The sequence below is a fragment of the Cypionkella sp. genome (assembly GCF_028290025.1).
GTDB lineage: Bacteria > Pseudomonadota > Alphaproteobacteria > Rhodobacterales > Rhodobacteraceae > Cypionkella.
Genome location: NZ_JAQGKQ010000015.1, coordinates 40,448 through 62,149 on the forward strand (window position 1 = coordinate 40,448; position 21,702 = coordinate 62,149).

20 protein-coding genes are annotated in these 21,702 nt (G+C 60.4%); 8 read left to right on the forward strand and 12 right to left on the reverse strand.

Translation table 11 applies throughout. The features are described 5' to 3' along the window. Positions 1 to 67: 67 nt before the first annotated feature. A complete protein-coding gene (locus JWS10_RS01720; protein ID WP_299504156.1) occupies positions 68 to 1,027 on the forward strand; it encodes a PHP domain-containing protein in 960 nt (319 codons plus the stop codon). Between the two features lie 51 nt (positions 1,028 to 1,078). Here the strand turns inward: JWS10_RS01720 and JWS10_RS01725 are convergent, their stop codons facing one another. Continuing rightward, positions 1,079 to 1,963, reverse strand: a complete 885-nt coding sequence (locus tag JWS10_RS01725; protein ID WP_299478806.1) for a LysR family transcriptional regulator — start codon at positions 1,961 to 1,963, stop codon at positions 1,079 to 1,081. A gap of 131 nt (positions 1,964 to 2,094) precedes the next feature. On the opposite strand from JWS10_RS01725, the gene JWS10_RS01730 reads away from it, so the two are divergent. From JWS10_RS01730 to JWS10_RS01760, 7 genes are all read left to right on the forward strand, one after another. Continuing rightward, on the forward strand, positions 2,095 to 4,527 hold the full coding sequence (locus tag JWS10_RS01730; RefSeq protein WP_299504158.1) for an FAD-dependent oxidoreductase: 2,433 nt from the start codon (positions 2,095 to 2,097) through the stop codon (positions 4,525 to 4,527). Positions 4,528 to 4,586: 59 nt separating this feature from the next. Next, on the forward strand, positions 4,587 to 7,034 hold the full coding sequence (locus JWS10_RS01735) for an FAD-dependent oxidoreductase (protein ID WP_299504314.1): 2,448 nt from the start codon (positions 4,587 to 4,589) through the stop codon (positions 7,032 to 7,034). Continuing rightward, positions 7,031 to 7,855 (forward strand): isocitrate lyase/phosphoenolpyruvate mutase family protein, encoded by an 825-nt coding sequence (locus JWS10_RS01740; RefSeq protein ID WP_299504160.1) that lies wholly within the window; start codon positions 7,031 to 7,033, stop codon positions 7,853 to 7,855. The genes JWS10_RS01735 and JWS10_RS01740 overlap by 4 nt, the downstream gene beginning before the upstream one ends. A 60-nt stretch (positions 7,856 to 7,915) precedes the next feature. Beyond that, positions 7,916 to 9,469, forward strand: coding sequence for a trimethylamine methyltransferase family protein (locus tag JWS10_RS01745; protein WP_299504162.1), 1,554 nt, complete (start codon positions 7,916 to 7,918; stop codon positions 9,467 to 9,469). Positions 9,470 to 9,476: 7 nt separating this feature from the next. Beyond that, positions 9,477 to 10,907 (forward strand): aldehyde dehydrogenase family protein, encoded by a 1,431-nt coding sequence (locus tag JWS10_RS01750; protein WP_299504164.1) that lies wholly within the window; start codon positions 9,477 to 9,479, stop codon positions 10,905 to 10,907. Positions 10,908 to 10,989: 82 nt separating this feature from the next. Then, positions 10,990 to 11,889, forward strand: a complete 900-nt coding sequence (locus JWS10_RS01755) for an NAD(P)-dependent oxidoreductase (protein ID WP_299504166.1) — start codon at positions 10,990 to 10,992, stop codon at positions 11,887 to 11,889. A 142-nt stretch (positions 11,890 to 12,031) separates the two neighbouring features. After that, the gene (locus JWS10_RS01760; protein ID WP_299504168.1) at positions 12,032 to 13,138 is read left to right on the forward strand and encodes a cystathionine gamma-lyase; all 1,107 of its coding nucleotides are present in this window, start codon (positions 12,032 to 12,034) and stop codon (positions 13,136 to 13,138) included. A gap of 69 nt (positions 13,139 to 13,207) precedes the next feature. Here JWS10_RS01760 and JWS10_RS01765 read toward each other — a convergent pair whose 3' ends face one another. From JWS10_RS01765 to JWS10_RS01815, 11 genes are all read right to left on the reverse strand, one after another. After that, a complete protein-coding gene (locus tag JWS10_RS01765; RefSeq protein ID WP_299504171.1) occupies positions 13,208 to 13,864 on the reverse strand; it encodes an SDR family oxidoreductase in 657 nt (218 codons plus the stop codon). An 87-nt stretch (positions 13,865 to 13,951) separates the two neighbouring features. Next, positions 13,952 to 14,497: a hypothetical protein gene (locus JWS10_RS01770; RefSeq protein ID WP_299504172.1), complete on the reverse strand. Its 546-nt coding sequence runs from the start codon at positions 14,495 to 14,497 to the stop codon at positions 13,952 to 13,954. Between the two features lie 22 nt (positions 14,498 to 14,519). Further along, entirely contained in the window at positions 14,520 to 14,870 is a 351-nt protein-coding gene (locus tag JWS10_RS01775) for an iron chaperone (protein WP_299504173.1), read from the reverse strand. Continuing rightward, the gene (gene purF / locus JWS10_RS01780) at positions 14,867 to 16,330 is read right to left on the reverse strand and encodes an amidophosphoribosyltransferase (RefSeq protein WP_299475387.1); all 1,464 of its coding nucleotides are present in this window, start codon (positions 16,328 to 16,330) and stop codon (positions 14,867 to 14,869) included. Before purF ends, JWS10_RS01775 begins: the two co-directional genes overlap by 4 nt. 110 nt (positions 16,331 to 16,440) lie before the next feature. Continuing rightward, the gene (locus JWS10_RS01785) at positions 16,441 to 17,052 is read right to left on the reverse strand and encodes a CvpA family protein (RefSeq protein WP_299504174.1); all 612 of its coding nucleotides are present in this window, start codon (positions 17,050 to 17,052) and stop codon (positions 16,441 to 16,443) included. A 17-nt stretch (positions 17,053 to 17,069) separates the two neighbouring features. After that, positions 17,070 to 18,428: a DNA repair protein RadA gene (gene radA / locus JWS10_RS01790; protein WP_299475381.1), complete on the reverse strand. Its 1,359-nt coding sequence runs from the start codon at positions 18,426 to 18,428 to the stop codon at positions 17,070 to 17,072. A gap of 30 nt (positions 18,429 to 18,458) precedes the next feature. Next, positions 18,459 to 18,896, reverse strand: coding sequence for a paraquat-inducible protein A (locus JWS10_RS01795; RefSeq protein ID WP_299504175.1), 438 nt, complete (start codon positions 18,894 to 18,896; stop codon positions 18,459 to 18,461). Further along, complete coding sequence (locus JWS10_RS01800; protein ID WP_299504176.1) at positions 18,893 to 19,651, reverse strand: YoaK family protein; 759 nt, start codon at positions 19,649 to 19,651, stop codon at positions 18,893 to 18,895. The genes JWS10_RS01795 and JWS10_RS01800 overlap by 4 nt, the downstream gene beginning before the upstream one ends. 101 nt (positions 19,652 to 19,752) lie before the next feature. Further along, entirely contained in the window at positions 19,753 to 20,142 is a 390-nt protein-coding gene (locus tag JWS10_RS01805) for a hypothetical protein (protein WP_299504177.1), read from the reverse strand. A 28-nt stretch (positions 20,143 to 20,170) separates the two neighbouring features. After that, positions 20,171 to 20,917 carry an ATP-binding cassette domain-containing protein gene (locus JWS10_RS01810; RefSeq protein ID WP_299504179.1) on the reverse strand — a complete coding sequence of 249 codons (747 nt, stop codon included), beginning with the start codon at positions 20,915 to 20,917 and terminating at the stop codon, positions 20,171 to 20,173. Continuing rightward, on the reverse strand, positions 20,914 to 21,702 hold the full coding sequence (locus JWS10_RS01815) for an ABC transporter permease (protein ID WP_299475402.1): 789 nt from the start codon (positions 21,700 to 21,702) through the stop codon (positions 20,914 to 20,916). The genes JWS10_RS01810 and JWS10_RS01815 overlap by 4 nt, the downstream gene beginning before the upstream one ends.

Consider the following 21,702-nt stretch of genomic DNA (forward strand, 5'->3'; position numbering starts at 1 on the left):
GCACACCGTCACTGGACTGTAACGCGGGTTTGGCTACTGTGCGCGCAACGACGAACAAGGAGCCTTCATGCAACGCGATCCCGCTTTCACCGCCCCCGGCCAATTCTGGCGCGGCAATTTGCACACCCATTCGACTCGTTCCGATGGTGTGCTCGCACCGGAAGAAGTCTGCCGCCGCTATAAGGCGGAAGGCTATGATTTTATCGCGCTAACCGACCATTTTGTTGGGCTTTACGGCTACCCGATCGTCGATACTAAGCCTATGCGCGATGCGAGCTTTACCACGATACTGGGAGCGGAACTCCATTCTGGTGCGATGGCGAATGGCGAGTTGTGGCATATACTTGCTGTGGGTTTGCCGGGCGATTTTGCGCGCTCAAACAGCCCTAGTTTCGTTCCGGTGACCGGGCAGGAAACTGGCCCCGAGATTGCGGCGCGGGCAGTGGCTGCTGGAGCGTTTGTGGCGATTGCGCATCCGCAATGGTCCGGGCTGACCCTAGCCGACGCGCGCACGATTGCTGCAGCGCATGCGGTTGAAATCTATAACCACGGCTGTGCGAATGGTTGCGACCGACCCGACGGCTTTGCCATCGCCGATCTTCTGCTGACCGAAGGGCGGCGGCTGACGATGGTGGCGACGGATGACGCGCATTTCTCGGAACCGGATCATTTCGGCGGCTGGGTTATGGTAAAATCTGAGGCCAACACACCGGAGGCTTTGTTGACAGCGTTGAAGGCGGGGCATTTTTATTCGACTCAAGGCCCGGAACTGCGCGATGTGCGGATTGAGGGCGATATGGTGGTGGTCGAATGCTCGGCCGTAGCCTCGGTCGTGGCCATTGGGCATGGCACCGGCGCCAAGGCTGTGCACGGCCATTCAATGACCCGTGCCGAGGTTCCGCTGGCGCGATTGAACAACTCGCCATGGCTACGGGTTGCGGTGATTGATGCCGCAGGCAAGCGAGCCTGGTCGAACCCGATCTGGGTTGACGGTGTGGTCGCGAAAAATCCGCGGGTGGCTGGCTAATCCATCTGCAAGGTTTGGGCCGCTGGGAATGGCGGCCCAAACCTTTGACGTTCACACCGCTGCGGTAGGCGGGATCGCGACTGCTTCTGGCCGCGATATGCGTCGGCTCAGCATTTTGCTTAGCTTGCGGTGCACTTTCGACAAGCGTTGGCGAAGGTGCATCGCTGCGAACACTGGCTGGTTGATCGCCGCAACATCGCTCACATACCTAAACCGACCGGTTGCCACCATTTCTGCGGCTTTTTCGGCCATCACAAAGCCAGAGCCACCCATCGCCAGCAGCAGCGCCGAGATTGTCGAGCTTTGTCCAACCGACAAAGGCGCTCCGATCAGTTCCGGCAAAGCAGCGCGGTGCGCCTGCTCAAACGCCGCTGAGAAATGTCCCGAGATGTAGGTTTCGGGTTTGATCTCTGCACGGGTTTCAGCTGCAGAACTGATCAAGCGGTAAGGAAGATCGGCGAGAGTGACGAAGTGCAGATCGGGGTGGGGCTTAGGCGTGAACATTACTGCGAAATCGTGCACACCCGAAACGATATCGGCGCACATTTGCGCGGAATAATCCGGCTCAATATAGAACGCCATTTGCGGGAACATCCGGCGAAAATCGACGATCAGGTCGCCGATATAGGCGTCGGCAAGATCGTTCTGGATGCCCAAGCGCATGGTCAGCGCCGCATCGCCCGACGGTGCGACCGCACGTTTGGCCTCGTTCCAGTCGCGGCGCAACATGCGGGCATGGGTTTCAAACCGCAGCCCCTCGGTGGTCAGATCAGTGCCCGCGCGGGAGCGGTTGAACAGCCGCGCGCCGACGGCGACCTCCAAGCTCTGCACGCGCGCGGAAACAGTGGATTGTGTCACGTCCAGCCGTTCGGCGGTGCGGTGAAAACTCCGGGTTTCCACAAGGTCGAGGAATGTGTCGAGAAGTTCGATCTGCATGCGCTGCTCCGCTGATTTTGTGTCCGACGTTTGAAGCTGATCGGTTCACTCGATCAATAGCGCGGGTAATGGCCAATTGAAAGCCTCTTGCCGTACAACGATAAAGGTAAGGTAAAGACCCGGAGCCAAGCATGTCTGATTTCCCGCAAACCGCGCGTGTTGTTATCATTGGCGGCGGCGCTGTCGGTGCGTCTAGCCTCTATCATTTGTGCAAGGCGGGCTGGACCGATTGCGTGTTGCTGGAGAAGAACGAGCTGACGGCCGGTTCGACATGGCATGCTGCGGGCAACGTGCCGACGTTTTCCTCAAGCTGGTCGCTGATGAATATGCAGCGCTATTCGGCGGAACTGTATCGCGGGCTCGGTGATGCCGTCGATTATCCGATGAACTACAATGTCACGGGGTCGATCCGTCTGGCGCATACGCAGGAGCGTTTGCAGGAGTTTCAGCGGGTTGTAGGGATGGGACGCTATCAGGGTATGGCTTTGAAGATCCTGACGCCTGATGAGATTGCCGAGGTTTATCCCTTCATTGCCACGCATGATCTCGTGGGCGCGCTGTATGACCCCTACGATGGTGACATTGATCCCGCGCAGTTGACGCAAGCCTTAGCGAAGGGCGCGCGGCAGATGGGCGGCCGAATTGAGCGGTTTTGCCCGGCAACGGGTGTGCGGCGTGAGGGTGAGGAATGGGTGGTCGAAACCCATAAGGGCGATATTCGCTGCGAAATCGTCGTCAACGCGGCGGGTTATTATGCGCGTGAGGTTGGCAAATGGTTTGGCCGCGAGGTCCCGATGATGGTGATGAGCCATCAGTACATGCTGTTCGACACCATCCCCGAGGTTGAGGCGCGCACCAAAGCGGTCGGCCACAAGCTGCCGCTGCTGCGCGATGTGGATAGCAGCTATTACCTGCGGCAAGAGAAAAACGGCTTTAACCTCGGGCCTTATGAGCGCAACTGCAAGGCGCATTGGGTGACGCCGGATGACCCGTTCCCGGAGGATTTCAGCTTTCAACTGTTCCCCGACGATCTGGAGCGGCTGGAGTGGTATATCAATGATGCGATGGCGCGGGTGCCGTTGTTGGAGACGGCTCCGCTGACCAAAGTGATCAACGGCCCGATCCCCTATACTCCCGACGGCAACCCGCTGATCGGGCCGATGCCGGGGGTGCCGAATGCTTACGAGGCGTGTGTGTTCACTTTTGGCATCTGTCAGGCAGGCGGCGCGGGCAAGGTCTTGGCCGAGTGGATCACCCAAGGGGCGACGGAGTGGGATATGTGGTCGTGCGATCCGCGCCGTTTCACCGGGTTTGAAGATCAGGACTACTGCGTGGCCAAGGGCATGGAGATTTACGGCCACGAATACGCCATCCACTTCCCGCATCACGTCTGGGGCGAAGGGCGGGGCAAGAAACTATCGCCGCTGCATGAGCGCACCGCCGCGCTGGGCGCGCAGTTTGGGCCGTTTAATGGCTGGGAGCGGCCGTTGTGGTATGCGCGTCCGGGCGATGATGGATCTGAAGAGGCGCAACGCACTTGGAACCGCAAAGGCCCGTGGTTTGGTGCGGTGAAGGCGGAATGCGAGGCGGTGCGCGATGGCGTCGGTGTGCTCGATCTGCCGGGGTTCTCTCGGTTTGAGGTCGAGGGGCCGGGGGCGGCGGAATGGCTCGCGGGGCGGATTTCGGGCGGTTTGCCGAAAGTTGGGCGGATGGGGCTGGCGTATTTCCCCGATGATAAGGGCCGGATCGTCACCGAAATGTCGGTGGTGCGGCGCGAGGAAGATGCGTTCACTCTGATTACCGCCGCTGTGGCGCAAAGCCATGATGCCGACTGGCTGCGGCAGGGTATGCCCACGGGGCTTACCTTCCGCGACCGAACCGATGATTTTACTTGTCTGATCGTGACCGGGCCTAAGTCTCGCGAGTTGTTGGCGGGGTTGACCGATGCCGATCTCAGCGCGCCTTGGTTGTCGGTGCAGCCTGCGGTGGTGGCAGGGCAGGATTGCGCTTTGTTCCGGGTGAGTTTTGCGGGCGAACTCGGGTGGGAGGTTCACGCCACCCCCGCCCGGATGCCTGCGATTTACGATGCGATCTTGGCCGGGGGGGCGGTGCCATTTGGCATGTTCGCGCTGAACTCCTTGCGTGTCGAAAAGGGCTATCGGGCGTGGAAGGGTGATCTTTCCACCGATTATACTTTGCTGGAAGGTGGCTTGGAGCGGTTTATCAAGTTTGACAAACCGCAGGATTTTCCGGGCAAGGCGGCACTGCTGGCGCAAAAACAGCGCGGTGTCGGCAAGCGGTTTTGCACTTTGCTGATCGAGGCTGGCGATCAAGACCCACCTTACATGTCAACGATCTGGGCGGGCGATCAGGTGGTGGGTGAGGTGACCTCTGGATATTACGGCCACCGGGTTGGCGCCTGCATTGGGCTGGGGATGCTGCGGATTGACATGAACGTGCCGGGGCAAGCGGTGGAGGTCGAGATTTTCGGGCAACGTTATCCGGCGGTGGTGCAGGAGGACGCGCCGCTGTGGGATGCGAAGAATGAGCGCATTCGCGCGTGATACCAAGCCGGTGGCCAGCCCCCGGACCCCGATATTTATGAACAGATGAAAGACAGATGATGGGTCAGGTTCCGAACAAAGCGCGGGCAGTGGTGATTGGCGGCGGGGTTTCGGGCTGTTCGGTGGCTTATCATCTGGCGAAAATGGGCTGGACCGATGTTGTGCTGTTGGAGCGAAAACAGTTGACGAGCGGCACCACTTGGCACGCGGCGGGGCTGATCGGGCAGTTGCGCGGCAGCGCGAATATGACCCGGCTCGCGAAGTATTCGGCGGATTTGTATGTGAAGCTCGCGGCTGAAACCGGGGTTGAGACGGGCATGCGGCAGGTCGGCTCGATCTCGGTCGCTTTGACCGAGGCGCGCCATGAGGAGTTGTTGCGCCAAGCCACGGTCGCGCGGATTTTCGATGTCGATGTGGCCGAGATTTCTCCGACCGAAGTGAAGGCGATGTATCCACATCTGAACGTCGCGGATGTGGTGGGGGCGGTGCATCTGCCGCTGGATGGTCAGTGCGATCCGGCGAATATCGCGATGGCTTTGGCCAAGGGCGCGCGGATGCGGGGCGCGCAGATTTTCGAGCATACCAAAGTTGTTGGCGTGACCAAGGCCGGCGGCAAAGTGACCGGCGTGGATTATGTTGGTGCGAATGGCGAGCCGGGGCACATAGCAACCGATGTGGTGGTGAATTGTGGGGGTATGTGGGGCCGCGATCTCGCGGAAGCCTCGGGTGTCACGCTGCCTCTGCACGCTTGCGAGCATTTTTACCTGATCACCGAGCCTATTCAGGGGCTTGGCCATCTGCCCGTGCTGCGGGTGCCGGATGAATGCGCCTATTATAAATCAGACGCAGGCAAGATGATGATCGGGGCGTTTGAGCCGAAGGCCAAGCCTTGGGGTATGGATGGCATCCGAGAAGACTTTATGTTCGACACGTTGCCGGAAGATTGGGACCATTTCCAGCCGATCCTAGAAGATGCAATGAACCGGATGCCGCTGTTTCAGACGGCGGGAATCCATACGTTCTTCAACGGGCCGGAAAGTTTCACGCCGGATGACCGCTATTATTTGGGCGAAGCGCCGGAGTTGGGCGGCTACTGGGTGGCGGCGGGTTATAACTCGGTTGGTATTGCGGGGTCCGGCGGCGCGGGCATGGCCTTGGCGCACTGGATCGTTGAAGGCGAAGCACCGTTTGATCTGTGGGAGGTGGATATCCGCCGCGCTCAGCCGTTCCAGAAAAACCGCAAGTATCTGAAGGAACGCGTGACCGAGACTTTGGGGCTGCTTTACGCCGATCACTTCCCGTATCGGCAGGTTGCGACGGCTCGGGGCGTGCGGCGGACTCCGTTGCACGAGCATCTGAAAGCGCGCGGCGCGGTGTTCGGTGAGGTGGCTGGCTGGGAGCGGGCGAACTGGTTCGCCAATGAGGGGCAAGAGCGGGAATATCACTATTCGTGGAAGCGGCAGAACTGGTTTGAAAACCAGAAGGCCGAGCATCTGGCGGTACGGAACGGCGTTGGTTTCTTCGATATGACCTCGTTTGGGAAGATCAGGGTGGAGGGGCGCGATGCTTGCGCCTTCCTCAACCGGGTGTGTGCGGCTGAGATGGACGTGGCGGTGGGGCGGATTGTTTACACGCAAATGTTGAACCAAAAGGGCGGCATTGAAAGCGATCTGACGGTAACGCGGCTGTCGGATACGGCATATCTGGCAGTGGTGCCGGGGGCTACTTTGCAGCGCGATCTGGCGTGGCTACGAGGGCATCTGGGCGACGCATTTGCCGTGATCACCGATATGACGGCGGCGGAATCGGTGCTTTGTGTGATGGGGCCGAAATCGCGCGAGTTGATGCAAAAGATCAGCCCGAACGACTTCTCGAATGCTGCGCATCCATTTGGCACCATGCGACAGATTGAGGTCGGCATGGGCATCGCTCGGGCGCATCGGGTGACTTATGTGGGGGAGTTGGGCTGGGAATTGTATGTCTCATCCGACCAGACTGCGCATGTGTTTGAGGCGTTGGAGGACGCTGGCGCTGATCTGGGGTTGAAGCTGTGCGGGCTGCATACTCTCGACAGTTGTCGCATCGAGAAGGGCTACCGGCACTTCGGGCATGATATTACCGATGAGGATCATGTGCTTGAGGCTGGACTTGGTTTTGCCGTGTCAAAGAAAAAGCCGAGCTATATTGGGCGAGACGCGGTGTTGGCCAAACAAGAGGCGGGATTAGAGCGCAAGCTGTTGCAGTTCCGCCTGACCGACCCCGAGCCGTTGTTGTTCCACAATGAAGCGGTGGTGCGCGATGGCGTGATCGTCGGGCCGGTGACTTCCGGCAATTACGGGCATTTTCTGGGCGGCGCGATTGGCCTTGGCTACGTGCCCTGCAAGGGGCAGTCGGACGCGGAGATTTTGGGCTCGCGCTATGAGATCGAAGTGGCGGGGGTGCGGCATCAGGCGGTGGCCTCACTGACCCCGATGTATGATCCGAAATCGGAAAGGATAAGGGCATGACACTGGCACGGCATCAGGCGTTTTGGGATTTGCATCAGAATGGTTGCTTTGTGATCCCGAACCCGTGGGATGTGGGGTCGGCGCGGATGATGGCGGCTTTGGGAGCAAAGGCGCTGGCGACTTCGTCGGCGGCGCATGCGTTTACCATGGGGCGGGCCGATATGGGCGGGGTCAGCCGGGATGAGGCTTTGGCCCATGCCGAGATGATGGTGGCGGCAACCCCGCTGCCCGTTTCGGGCGATTTTGAGGAAGGATTCGGCGATGATCCAGACGATGTTGCGGAGACAGTCAAGCTAGCGGGTGAAGTTGGCCTTTCGGGCTGCTCAATCGAGGATTCGACGGTGGATGGCGTGCCGTTTGCCTATGGATTCGAACAAGCGGTTGAGCGCGTTCGGGCGGGAGCCGCCGCCGCGCGTGCCTTAGGGCGGCCTTTCGTGTTCTGCGCGCGCGCCGGTGGTGTGATGAACGGCGTTTATGATCTGGCAGAGGGCATCCGGCGGCTTCAGGCGTTTGAGGCGGCGGGGGCGGATTTGCTGTATCTGCCAGTGCCTCCGGGCCGGGCGGAATTGGCGCAGGTTTTGGCCTCGGTTTCAAAGCCGGTTAATGCGCTGGCGGCAGGACCGTTGAAGGCGCTGTCGGTGGCGGAACTGGCGGCGATGGGGGTGCGGCGGATTTCCACTGGCAGCCAGATCGCGCGGCTGACCCATGCGGCGATCCGGGATTCGGTGGCGGCGATGCTGGGTGAGGGATCTTTTGTGCCGCTGATGGGTGCCGCCTCGGGTGATGAAGTTGATGCGATGCTGGCGCGTGGCGCTACTTAAGGCGCAGAACCGAGGGTTTCCAACCCCCGGACCCGTAGGACATTTGGGAGGATGACCAAGATGAGCGATATCGGCGAGCTATGTGAACCGAGCCGGGTGCGGCGGTCCGGTGGGCGTACCGCAAGGGTGGCGCTGCGTTCGGCACCTTTGGCGGACGATATTCGCCCGGTGCGGGGCGGCATGGCGGGCGGTCAGTATAAACCGCTGACCGAGGCTGGTGTCGCGCAAATCCACGAGAGCGCTTTGCAAGCGTTGGAGCAGATCGGGCTGTCACAGGCGCCGCCCTCAGGCGTGAAACTGCTGACCGAAGCCGGGGCTATTCAAGGCGACGATGGCCGCATCCGCTTTCCACGCGCGTTGGTGGAAGACATGCTGGCGGTGGCTGCGCGCAACATCACTTTGCACGCCCGCGATCCAAAGCATGATCTGCACCTGACGGGAAACAATGTGCATTTTGGCACAGCGGGCGCGGCTGTTCATATCGTTGATCCGATCTCGCTCGAGTACCGCGAAAGCACCGCGCAGGATTTGTATGACGCGGCGCGGCTGGTGGAAAATCTCGATAACATCCATTTCTACCAGCGCACTATGGTCTGCCGCGATGTGGTGGACAATCAGGACATGGACCTGAACACGCTTTACGGCTGCCTTGCGGGCACCAAGAAGCATGTCGGCACATCGTTCAGCGATCCAGCCCATGTCGCCGCGTGTTTCGATATGATCTACACAGTGGCGGGGGGCGAGGAAAAATGGTTGGAGCGGCCATTTGTTAGCAATTCCAACTGCTTCGTGGTGCCACCAATGAAGTTCGCCGAGGAATCCTGCATCACGATGGAGGATTGTATCCGCCGTGGTATGCCGATGCTTTTGCTGTCGGCGGGGCAGGCGGGGGCGACGTCTCCGGCGCCGATTGCGCTGACGATTGTGCAGGCGATGGCGGAGTGTCTCGCAGGCGTCGTCTATGCCAATGCGATCAAGAAGGGTGCGCCGTGTATATTTGGCACTTGGCCGTTCGTGTCTGATCTGCGCACCGGTGCGATGTCGGGCGGCTCGGCGGAGCAGGCGTTGCTCACGGCGGGTTGTGCGCAAATGCACCATTTCTACGATCTGCCGGGTGGGGCTGCGAGCGGCATTTCCGACAGCAAACTGCCTGATATGCAGGCGGGATGGGAGCAGGGCATCACCAACTCGCTGGCGGGTTTGGCGGGGCTGAACATGTGTTACGAGGCGGTTGGGATGCACGCTTCGCTGCTCGGCTTTTGTCTCGAATCGCTGGTTTTGGGCGATGATTTGCTCGGCCAAGCCATGCGTTTGGTGCGTGGCATTGATGTGACGCCGGACAGCACCAGTATTGAGGCGATGAAAGAGGTTTGTTTGGGCGGACCGGGGCATTATTTAGGCAGCGATCAAACGCTAAAGCTTATGCAAACCGAATACATCTATCCTGCATCGGCCAATCGGATGTCGCCGAAGGAATGGAATGAGGCTGGTAAGCCGCTGCTGCTTGACGCGGCCATCGCGCGGAAGAATAGTATCCTCGCAAAGGCCGGAAACGTGATCGATCCCGAAATCGACCGCATCATCCGCGCTAAATATAACATCTACTTCCAGTGAGGACGCTATGATCTCTGCCAATATGACCAAATTCTACATCAACGGCGCTTGGGTCGAGCCAAACTCAAGCGAACGGATGGGAGTTGAAAACCCGGCGACCGAAGAAATCGTCGCCGAAGTGGCGTTGGGCAATCAGCAGGATATTGACTCGGCTATCGCGGCGGCGCGGGCGGCTTTTGATGCGTACACGGTTTGGCCGGTGCAAAAACGCATCGACTTGGTGAAGCGGATTCTGGAAGTCTACAATTCACGCTATGAAGATTTCGCACAAGCGATGAGCACCGAAATGGGCGCTCCGATTGAATGGGCGCGCGGCGCTCAGGCTTGGGCTGGGCAGGTGCATATCGAGGCGACGATCAAGGCCGCTGAGGAAACGGCGTGGGAATATTCGCGCGGGACTACTCGGATTGTGCACGAGGGCATCGGCGTTTGCGCGCTGATCACGCCGTGGAATTGGCCAATGAACCAGATCGCCTGCAAGGTCGCTCCGGCTTTGGTTGCGGGCTGCACGATGGTGCTGAAGCCGTCGGAAATAGCGCCACTGTCGGGCGTGTTGTTCGCGGAAGTCTGCCATGAGGCCGGGGTTCCGCCGGGCGTGTTCAACTTGGTGAACGGCACCGGGCCGGATGTCGGCGCGCGGATGTCTTCGCATCCTGAAGTCGATATGGTGTCGTTCACTGGCTCAACCCGGGCCGGAACGGCGGTGGCGGCTGCGGCAGCGCCGACAGTGAAACGCGTGGCACAGGAACTGGGCGGAAAATCAGCCAATATCATCCTGCCTTCGGCTGATCTGGCGGCGGCAGTTGCGGCTGGCGTCAATGCGATCATGTCAAATACCGGCCAATCCTGTGATGCGCCGACCCGGATGTTTGTGCAGCGTGACCAACAGGCTGCGGCTTTGGCTGTGGCGAAAGAAACCGCTGAGGCGCTCATTCCCGGCGATCCGACGCTTGAGGCGACCACCATGGGGCCGCTGATCTCGAAGACGCAATACGAAAAGGTGCAACGCCTGATCCAAGCTGGCATTGATGAGGGTGCTACTCTTGTTACGGGGGGCGTTGGTCGTCCGGCTGGACTTAATCGCGGTTGGTTTGCCAAGCCCACGATATTCGGCGATGTGCAAAATGATATGACGATTTCGAAGGAAGAAATCTTCGGGCCGGTGCTGGCGATCTTGCCCTACGACAGCGTGGATGATGCGGTTCGGATGGCGAATGACACGGTTTATGGTCTGGCGGCCTATATTGCTGGCCCGGTGGAAGACGCTCGGCCCATAGCACGCCGTTTGCGTGCAGGCACGATTAACCTGAACTACCCGGACTGGGATACGTCGGCACCGTTCGGCGGCTATAAGCAGTCCGGCAATGGGCGCGAGTATGCTGATTGGGGCATCCACGATTTCTGCGAGATCAAGGGTATCGTCGGCTACGGCGAGTAATTCAAACACGCGGATAAAATTTCGCGCGATATTGGAAACGTTTCGCGCGAAAAACGCCTGAGCGGCGGCTAAAGGATAATTGATGCATTACGGATATATCGGCTTGGGAAATCTGGGCGCGAGTTGTGCGGCTTGTTTGATCAAGGCGGGGTTGCAGGTCACGGTCTTCGATCTGAATCCCGCTTTGGCGGAGAGATTGGTGGCGTTGGGCGCGGTTTTGGCTCCGAGTGCAGCGGATTTGGCGGGCTCGGTGGATCATGTGATCACCTGCCTGCCGTCTCCGGCTGTGTCGGAAAAGGTGCTGCGGGCGATTTTGCCGCAGATGAAACCGGGGGCGCATTGGTTGGAAATGTCGACCTTGGGGCGCGATGATGTGCTGCGATTGGGGGCGGTGGCCGCGGATGCGGGCGTGCGGATGATGGAGCTTCCGGTCACTGGGGGGGTGCATCTGGCGGCGCAAGGCAAGATTACGATGCTGGCGGGGGGCGACAAGGATTTGTTTGATCTGCACCGGCCTGCGATGGCGGCGATGGGGGATAAGATATTCCACATGGGGCCGCTGGGGTCGGCTTCGATCATCAAAGTGATCACCAATATGCTCGCGTTTATTCATTTGAAAGCGACCTCTGAGGCTTTGATGCTGGCGAAACGGGGCGGGCTTGATTTGGGGCAGGCTTGGCACGCGATTGCGGCCTCGTCTGGGAATAGTTTCGTGCATGAAACTGAGGGCGCGTTGATTTTGAACGGGTCTTATGATGTGGCGTTCAATGTTGATCTCGCGCTGAAAGATCTGGGGTTTGCGCTGGGATTTGGCCGTGAGTTCGGCGTGCCGCTGGATTTGGCTGCCGCGACTGAGCAGACTTATGTGGCGGCGAAAGCGGCTTATGGGGGCGAGGCTCAATCGCCGATGATTGCGAAATTACTGGAGGATTTGCTCGGCACCGATTTGCGGGCTGAGGGGTTTCCGGCGCGGTTGGAATAGGCTTGTCCACGTGTGGCGGAGGGTGCGATTTTATACGAATCAATGGCTTAGTTAGGGCTACTTAAGGTTCGGTTAATCTTTGCCTGCGGTTGCGTTTGTCGTGGCTTGCAGGCAGGATAGCCTCAATTCAAGGGGCTTGGTGATGACGGACAGAATGAAAAAACGCGCGGCAGATCTGCTGCATCATCGCTCGGCTGGGCTGAAAAAGGGCGATCCGATCAGCTTGCCGATCGTGCCTGCCGCAACGTTTCATCTGCCAGAGGTCGCGGGGGCCAGCCATTTTTATGGCCGCAATGGCATGACGACCTGGGAGGCTGTGGAGGATCAGCTGGCGCTGCTGGAGGATGCGGCTTGCGTCAGTTTCCCGTCTGGGATGGCTGCGATTTCGGCGGCTTTGATGGCGACCTTGAAGCATGGCGCAAAGCTGATCATTCCGGCGGATGGCTACTATGTGACACGGGTTTTGTCGCAGGGTTTTTTGGCTCCGTTTGGGGTTGAGGTGGTCGAGATTGCCACCGCAGATTATGCTACGCACGATTTCGCCGGGGCGACGGTGGTTTATCTGGAGACACCCTCGAACCCCGGGCTGGATGTGGTTGATATTGCTGCGGTATCGGCGCGCGCCCATGCTGCCGGGGCTGTGGTGATTGTAGACAACACCACGATGACTCCGCTGCTGCAGCGGCCTTTGGATTTGGGCGCTGATCTGGTGGTGGCGGCGGATACCAAAGCGCCGGGCGGACATTCGGATGTGTTGTTCGGGCATGTTGCGGGGCGTGACGACGCTTTGATGGCGCGGGTGCGCGATTGGCGCAGGCTGTCGGGTGCGGTGCCCGGGCCGTTTGAGGCTTGGCAAGTGCATCGCGGTATTGAAACATTGGAGCTGCGGTTGGAGCGGATGTGTGCAAGCGCCGGGGTAATTGCTGAGCGTTTGCAGGCACATAAAGCGGTGGCGAACTTGCGCTATCCGGGGCTGCCGGATGATCCGTCTTATGTGATTTCCAAGGCGCAGATGGCAGGTTTCGGCTTTCTGATCGGCTTTGAGCTGGCAGATGAGGCGCGGGCCGAGCGGTTTTTGGGCGAATGTCGCTACATCGTGCAATCGACCAGCTTTGGCGGCACCCATAGCTCGGGAGAGCGGCGGGCGCGTTGGGGCGATAAGGTTGCACCGGGGTTTATTCGGTTGTCGGTGGGGATTGAGCCGCTGGAACCGCTTTGGGCGGCGATGGAAGTGGCGCTGAACGCCTGAGCGCCGGCGATTTCTGAGAGAAATCTGAAGCGGGATTTTACTTAAAATACCTGGGCTTGCGCGGTGATGTTACAGCAGATTGATCAGGCGTGTGGCTTCTTCGCGGGGATGGATCAAGGGGGCGCGATCCTCGCCGGGGAAGAACCGCGCGCGGGTAGCGGTGGGCATTGGCGCGGGTGTTTCGATGCGGACGTGCGGGCCGATTTGGGCGTTCTCGGCCGCCCAGCTGCGGGCCAATGCGATCTGCGCGGCTTTGGTGGCACCGTAAGCGCCGAAGAATTTATCGCCTGCGCGCGGGTCGTCGAAAAATAGAGCTTGGCCGTCGCCTGCACGCAGCAAAGGCTCCACCATCGGGATTAGGGTTCCGGTGGCGCGCACGTTGGTCGCGATGCTTTTGTCCCAATCTTTGATATCCAAAGAACCTGCGGGAGCGAGCGGGGCCGCGTGGATTGCTGCATGAATCCAGAGGTTTAGTTGGCCCCAACGCTGGTGGATCGACAGGCACAGATGGCGCATTGCGTCATCATTGGTCACATCCATCGGGGCCAGCGTCAGTCCGCCAGCACCGGGTAACTTCAGGGTTTTGACGCGATCATCGAGTTCTTCCAAGCCGCCAACCGTGCGGGCCACCGCGACCACATGCCAACCGCGCTGTGCGAGTTGCTCGGCCATTGCCGCGCCAAGGCCGCGCGAGGCTCCGGTGATCAGGGCTGTGCGTTCGGTCATGGCTTATCCTTTAGCGGCTGGTTCGTTATGGCTGTAGAAGCCTCCGGCGGGGATATTTGAGCCAGTCCGAAAGGGCAAGGGGGCCAGCTATTCCGTGGCGTTGTGGCGCACGGTCCATTCGGTCATCGCGGCGTCGAGATCGCCTTTTGCGCCGATCCAGTCCCAGAACTTCGGGAAATCCTGCTCCATGGTTTCCACCTGCATGTGCAACACTTTGGTTTTATCGCGCAGGAAATAGGTGATGTTGCTGGTGATGGTGTCGATCAAATCCTCGGCAATCGCGGTGAGATCGGTCTTGGGTTTGCGCAGCACGAGGTTGCAGAGCATGGTCTCGCGGTAGGCTTTAACGAGGCCGTAATTTTTGCGGGCAACGTAAGATTGCACCACGGCGTCGCGGTCGCGGGTGAGGTGGACGTAGTAGGGCGCGTCGCCGAAGGTCGCGTCGAGCTTGCCTGTCCACCACGCGAGGCGGTTGTCAATTTCGATGTGGTTGTCGGGGTAGGCGAAGCGGTTCGCGCCGAGCAGGTGGGTGCGCGATTCGTGGCGGGCGGTGAAGTTGGTCGAATGTTCAGAGGCGCGCGTGAAGGTTTTGGAGCCGCAGCGGCCAGTGCAGAGCACGAAAACTTGGGTCATTTGCGGGGCACGAGAAATGTGGTCATTTTGCAAGCTCGGCCTGACGGGCGCGGATGATTTTCGCGATCAGCGCCGGAGGAAGCGGCTGGTCCGGTGTGAACAGGACGCCGGATTTGGAGGTTTTGAACGGGGTGCAGTCGATGTTTGGGATGATGCTGCCGGAGTGTGGGTAGAGGCCAAGGTGGCGGGTGAAGGCGGCATAACCTGCGACCATTTTGCCGCGGGGTTTTGGTTCGCGGAAGCCGGGCATGGCGTAGCTTAAGCATTCGATATGGTCGGGGAGCAGGGTTTTGAGCTCGGCGCGCAACGCCTCGGCGGCGCTGCGAAAGGCGGGGGGCAGGGCTGCGAGGTAGGTATCGACCTCTGCGCTCATTCCGCCGCCTTCATCTGGAAGCCTTCTTCGAGTTTGTCGGAAGGCGCGATGGGGTATTCGCCCGAGAAGCAGGCGTCGCAGTATTGCGGGCTTTGCGGATTGCGGCCAGCGGCTTCGCCCGCGGCGCGGTAGAGGCCATCGAGCGAGATGAACTTGAGGGAGTTGACGCCGATCCAGTCGCGCATTTCATCCTCAGACATGGTGGCTGCGAGGAGTTTTGAGCGTTCTGGGGTGTCTACACCGTAAAAGCAGGGCCATGCGGTAGGGGGGGAGGCGATGCGGAAGTGGACCTCGGCGGCACCAGCCTCGAGGATCATATCTTTGATTTTGCGGGACGTTGTGCCGCGTACGACTGAGTCGTCCACCAAGATCACGCGTTTGCCTTTGATCAAGGCGCGGTTGACGTTGAGTTTGAGGCGGACGCCCATGTTGCGGATCGACTCGGAAGGTTCGATAAACGTGCGGCCCATATATTGGTTGCGGATGATGCCCATGGCGTAGGGGATGCCGGATTGTTGGCTGTAGCCGATGGCGGCGGGGGTGCCGCTATCGGGGACGGGGCAGACCAGATCGGCGTCAACGGGAGCTTCTTTGGCGAGTTCAACACCGATGGCGTGGCGGGTTTCATAGACCGAGCGGCCACCGAGGATGCTGTCGGGGCGAGAAAAGTAGACGTGTTCAAAGATGCAGAAACGGGATTTTGCAGGGGTGAACGGGCGGGTGGAGTTTACTTTGCCGTCTTCGATGACGACCATCTCGCCGGGTTCGATCTCACGCACGAAATCGGCGCCGATGATGTCTAGGCCGCAGGTCTCTGACGAAAGCGCCCATGCAGAGTCGCCGATGCGGCCTAGGACTAAGGGGCGGACGCCGAGGGGGTCGCGGACACCGATCAGTTTGGTGCGGGTCATGGCGACGATGGAAAACGCGCCTTCGACGCGGCGCAGGGCGTCTTTGATGCGTTCGGAGATGTTCTTTTGGATCGAGCGGGCCATCAGGTGGATGATGCACTCGGAGTCCGACGAAGATTGGAAGATGCTGCCACGCTCAATAAGTTCGCGTCGTAGAGCGGTGGCGTTGGTGAGGTTGCCGTTGTGGGCGATGGCGGCGCCGCCCATCGAGAACTCACCGAAGAACGGCTGCACATCGCGGATTGCGGTGGCGCCTTTTGATCCGGCGGTGGAGTAGCGCACATGGCCGATGGCGAGAGGGCCGGGCAGGGTTTCCATCACGTCGGCTTTGGTGAAGTTGTCGCGGACGTAGCCGAAGCGACGTGCCGAGTTGAAGCCAGTTTGGGCATCGTAGGATACGATACCACCGGCTTCTTGGCCGCGATGTTGCAGGGCGTGCAGGCCGAGTGCTACGAAGTTTGAGGCATCGGAAACACCGATCACGCCAAATACGCCGCACTCCTCCTTCAGCTTATCGTCGTCGAAAGGATGGGCATAGAACGGTTGCATGGAGCCTCCGAATCCGGGTTCGATCTGTGCCTTCATGTAGGGGTTGGGCGTGGTAATGTCACCCCCCTGTTACCCAAGTTTATGCTGCATTGCGGCAGAAACTCTGTGCGTCAGTTCGCAGGCGCGGTTTCGATGGTCGTCGCGGGGGCAACTTCTGGGGTGACGGTGGTTTCACGCGTGCAGGTTGCGGTCAGCTCGTTATAGCGCGACACAACCCAGTTCGGCGCATTGGTGGGCACGGCGGCGTCGATGTCGCCTTGGAACGAGGCGAAGATTTTCGCCGAGCGGGAATTATCCACCATCGGCACGGTGTTGGCGGCGACGGCGCGGTCATAGACGAGGAAGGCAATGCCGACCAGCAGCACGCCACGCACCACGCCGAACAGGAAGCCGACGCCTTGATCCAAGCCGCCCAAAACCGAGCGTTGCACCACGGACGAGAACAGCGGGGTGAATAGGGCGGCGACGATCAGACCGACAGCAAATACGGCGGCAAAGCCCGCGATCAGCGACAACTCGCAGTTGTCGAGAAAATCGCCAACGACGGGTATTTCTTTCACCAGGGGCTGCGCTTGGGCGGCGAAGGCGTAGGCCAACACGGCTGCCCCGACCCAGCCGACAATCGCCATCGCCTCACGCACGAAACCGCGCGAATAGGCGAGCACCGCCGACAGCACGATGATGCCAGCAACGCCCGCATCAACAAGGGTAAAACCTTCCATCTTCCGCTCCTAAAGGCTTAGCCCGCCCCAAACATTTCACCGACGAAAGCGGTGAGGTCCGGCATTTGCCGCACGTTCATGCCCTCGACTTGCCCTAGCTTAGAACCTTTGGGCGCGATTGCCTGTGAGAAACCAAGTTTTGCGGCTTCTTTCAACCTGTTTTCGGTCTGATTGACCGGACGCAGTGCCCCGGAGAGACTGATTTCTCCGAATAACACGGTTTCGGGTGGGATGCTGATGTCTTCGCGGGCGGAAATCAGGGCTGCGGCGACGGCGAGGTCGGCGGCAGGCTCTGTCACCCGCATACCGCCTGCGACGTTGAGAAACACATCTAGGCCCGCGAATGGGATGCCGCAGCGGGCTTCGAGGACTGCGAGGATGGTCGAGAGGCGGCCTGAGTCGAGGCCGACGACGGTGCGGCGCGGGGTGCCGAGCGGGGAGGGTGCGACGAGGGCTTGGATCTCGGTCAACACCGGCCTTGTGCCTTCGATGCCCGCGAAGACGGCGGATCCGGGGGAGGGTTGGCCGCGCTCTGACAAAAACAAAGCCGAGGGGTTGAGGACTTGCTGCAACCCGTCGCCCGTCATTTCAAACACACCGATTTCATCGGCTGGTCCGAAGCGGTTCTTGACGGCACGCAGGATGCGGAATTGGTGGCCACGCTCGCCTTCAAAGTAAAGCACGGTATCGACCATATGTTCGACCACGCGCGGGCCAGCGATTTGGCCGTCTTTGGTGACATGGCCGACGAGGATGATCGAGACGCCGCGCTTTTTGGCGAAGGTGACGAGTTCATGGGCTGCGGAGCGGACTTGGGACACTGAGCCGGGCGCGCTATCGACGGTATCCAGCCACATGGTTTGGATCGAGTCGATGATGGCGAGGCCGGGACGTTCGGCATCCAAGGTGGTGAGGATGTCGCGCAGGTTGGTTTCGGCACCCAACGCCACCGGGGATGAGGTGAGGCCAAGTCGTTGCGCCCGCATCTGAACTTGGGCGGTGGCTTCCTCGCCGGAGATATACAGGCATTTGACGCCGTTGCGGGCGAAGGAGGCTGCGGCTTGCAAAAGCAGCGTGGATTTGCCGATGCCGGGATCGCCCGCCACCAAGATCGCCGAGGCGGGCACGAGGCCGCCGCCCAGCACGCGGTCTAGCTCGTCAATGCCGGAGGAGGCGCGGGGCGGGGCTTCGCCGACAGTGGCGAGGTCGGTCAAATGGATGGCGCGGCCTTTGCCGCCTAAGGCTTTCGGGCCAGCCGACAGCGGGGCTTCCTCGACCAGCGTGTTCCAGCCGCCGCAGCCTTCGCATTTGCCGATCCATTTGCGATGCGATGCGCCGCAAACCGTGCAGGTGAATGTGGGGGAGTTTTTGCTCATGGCGTGTCATGCCCGGTATTGAAGGCGCGCTCAAGATGTTTCCGTTTTGTGCGCTATCACAAGTGATGCCAAAATGCAGGCGGTGAACAGGTATAGCCCCCATGCGGTTTCTATTGTGACGTAGCCTGCGCCTTTGACGATGACGATGTAGAGCGCGAGCAGGAATACGTCGGCCATCGCCAGTTTGCCCATGATGTGCAGCGCGGGCAGGGTTTTTGGTGACAGCAGGTGGAAGTGGATCAGGGCGAGGCCGAGTGTTTTGGCAAAGGGCGCGAAGATCGCAAGGAAGGTGACCAGCAGGGCTAGGGCGGGGTCGGTGCTCCAAAGCGATTGCAGGCCGGTGATCAGCGAGATTTCATCCATGCCGAAGATTGGCAGTAGCGCGGCGCGCATCAGGGGGGCGAACCATGCGATTGGGAGCAGGATCAGCAGGGCGAGGTTGGCATATTTCAGGGCTTGATGGCTCACAATAAAGCCATCGTCAGCAAGATTGCGGCGAGGGGCAGCGAGAAGGCAAAACCGATCAGGCTGTAGCCGAACGCGCCGACAAGGCCGCCGAGCAGGAAGCTTGTCAGCAGTTGCAGCAGCAGCGTCAGCTTGGCGCGGTCGGCGGTGATCGGGCTATGGAAGGCGCGACCATAGACGGCGCGGCCAAGCTCTATGCCGATGTCGGTGATCATGCCGGTGGCATGAGTGGTGCGGATGCGGGCGTAAGAGATTTTGGTGATCGTGGCATTTTGCAGCCCCATGATGAAGCATAAGAGGCCAAGGCCGAGGGGGTGGGCGATGGCTTGGGGCAGGGGCGTTGCGCTAATGGCGGCGAGGGCGATCAGCAGGCCACCCTGCAGGCCGATGGGCAGGGAATACTGGCGTGTGCGCGCATGAGCGCGGCCCCAGTTGATCACGACCGCCGAGGTGGCAGCGCCGAGCACGAACAGGGAAATCGCAAACAGGCTTTGGCCGACGAGTGCTAGGTTATGCAGGAAGAGGTTGTCGGCGAGGGCCGAGAGATAGCCGGTCATGTGCGAGGTGTAGCTGCCGAGAAGGATGAAACCGCCGGCATTGGCTGCGCCTGCGATGGCGGCAAGGATCAGGGCGAGTGCGCGGTCGGAACTGGCAGTGCGGTGGTGCGAGGCGATCAGGCGGAATTTGCGCAGGGCGAGCGTGGGCCTTACGCGGTGGCGTTGGGCTTTGCTGGCTTTGGGATCGGGCGCGAAGGTCATGCGGGGCTCGTGGTTTTGGGCTCGGGCCAGTGTTACGCTGCGCGGGGGGCGGTGCAAGGGTGGTGTTTGTTGGGGCCGACGGCGCTGCTTGCAACAGCGCCTTATGTGTTCAGCGCGGTGTAGGCCAAGGCCGCCAGCACGAGGGTGGCTGACAGAATGACCAGCAGATGCGCCCAGCGGGGATATAGGCCGGAGCGCCACGCCTCACGCAGCCAGTCTTGCAGCACGTAGCCAAAGGTGAACAGCGTCATGGAGCGGTTCATGGCGAGCAGTTGAGGTTCGGTCGGATGCCACGGGGCCAGCATCCACAGGGTTAACGCGATGGAGGTAACGATCTGCACCCATGCAAAAATCCGATCATCCGAGCGGGCTTGCAGGCTCGCGATCCCCGCAACGGCGATGGTCGCAGGCAGCAGGGCAATGGCGAGCGAGGGCAGCGGGCGCTCGGCCAGTGTGATCAGTTGGGCGGCGAGCGTGAGGGTTTCGCTCATCGCCCCAGCTTCCTCATACTAGCTTTCCTCATCGCACGGATTCGATCGGACCATCGGCGCGGCCGTGGATGAATTGTTGCAGGTAGGGGTCGTCGGACTGGTCCATGTCCGATACCGGGCCGGTCCAGCGGATCAGGCCGTCATGCAGCATCGCCACGCGGTCGGCGATGGCGCGCACCGAAGACATATCATGGGTGATCGTCATCGCGGTGGCACCCATTTCGGTGACGATCTCGCGGATCAGGGCGTTGATCACGCCGGACATGATCGGATCAAGGCCGGTGGTGGGTTCGTCAAAGAAGATGATCTCAGGTTCAGCGGCGATGGCGCGGGCGAGGCCGACGCGTTTTTGCATACCGCCGGAAAGCTCTCCGGGGAACATATCGGCCGTTTCAGGTTTCAGGCCGACGCGGCGGAGTTTTTCGATGGCGATGGCGCGGGCCTGGTCTTTTGACAGCTTGGTGGCACCGCGCATCAGGCGAAAAGCAACGTTTTCCCAGACTTTGAGGCTGTCAAACAGAGCACCGCCTTGGAAGAGCATACCGAAGCGGGCGAGGAAGGCATCTCGGTTGGCCTCTCGCACGTCGGCTCCGTCAAGCGTGATGCGGCCGGAATCCGGGGTGACGAGGCCAAGGATGGATTTCAGCAGCACGGATTTCCCGGTGCCGGAGCCGCCGATCACCACCATGCTTTCGCCGCGCGGGATGGTCAGATTGATGCCCCGAAGGACGTGATTTTTGCCGAAGGCTTTGGCGACGGAGGAAAGTTCTATCATGATCCGAACATCACCGAGGTCAGCACGAAGTTGGCGGCCAAGATCAATATGGACGCGGTGGCGACGGCGTTTTTGGTGGCTCCGCCAACGCCTTGCGCGCCGCGACCGGAGTTCATGCCGTAGTAGCAGCCGATCAGGGTGGCGATGAAGCCGAACACCGCGCCTTTGATCAGGGAGGAGACGACGTCGGGGGTTTGCAGGAAATCGACGGTGTTCTTGATGTAGCTGGCGCGGTTGAAGCCGAGTTGCTCGGTTGACACCAGAAACCCGCCCATGATGCCGATGATATCGCCGACACCGACCAGCAGCGGCACGGTCAGAAAGCCCGCCAGCACGCGGGGAACGGTGAGGTATTTCATTGGGTTGGTGGATAAAGTGGTGAGGGCGTCGATTTGTTCAGTGACCTTCATCGTAGCGATTTCGGCGGCGATGGAGGAAGTCACACGGGCCGCAATCATCAGCCCTACCAGCACGGGCCCAAGTTCGCGCACCATGCCGATCGCGACGATTTGCGGCACCACGGCCTCGGCTGAAAAGCGTTGGCCGCCAGCGTAGATTTGCAGAGCGAGTGCGCCGCCGGTGAAGATCGCGGTAAGGCCGACGACGGGCAGCGACAGCCAACCGACAGACATCAAGGCCGTGAAAAATTCGCGGCGATAGAACGGCGGGCGCAGCATATGTGACAGCGTCAAGCCTGCATAGATCGCGATGCGGCCAATGGCTGCAAGCGCGGTAAATGTCGCGCGGCCTAGGCTCGCGAGTGCTTTTTCGGGCCAGACTATCAG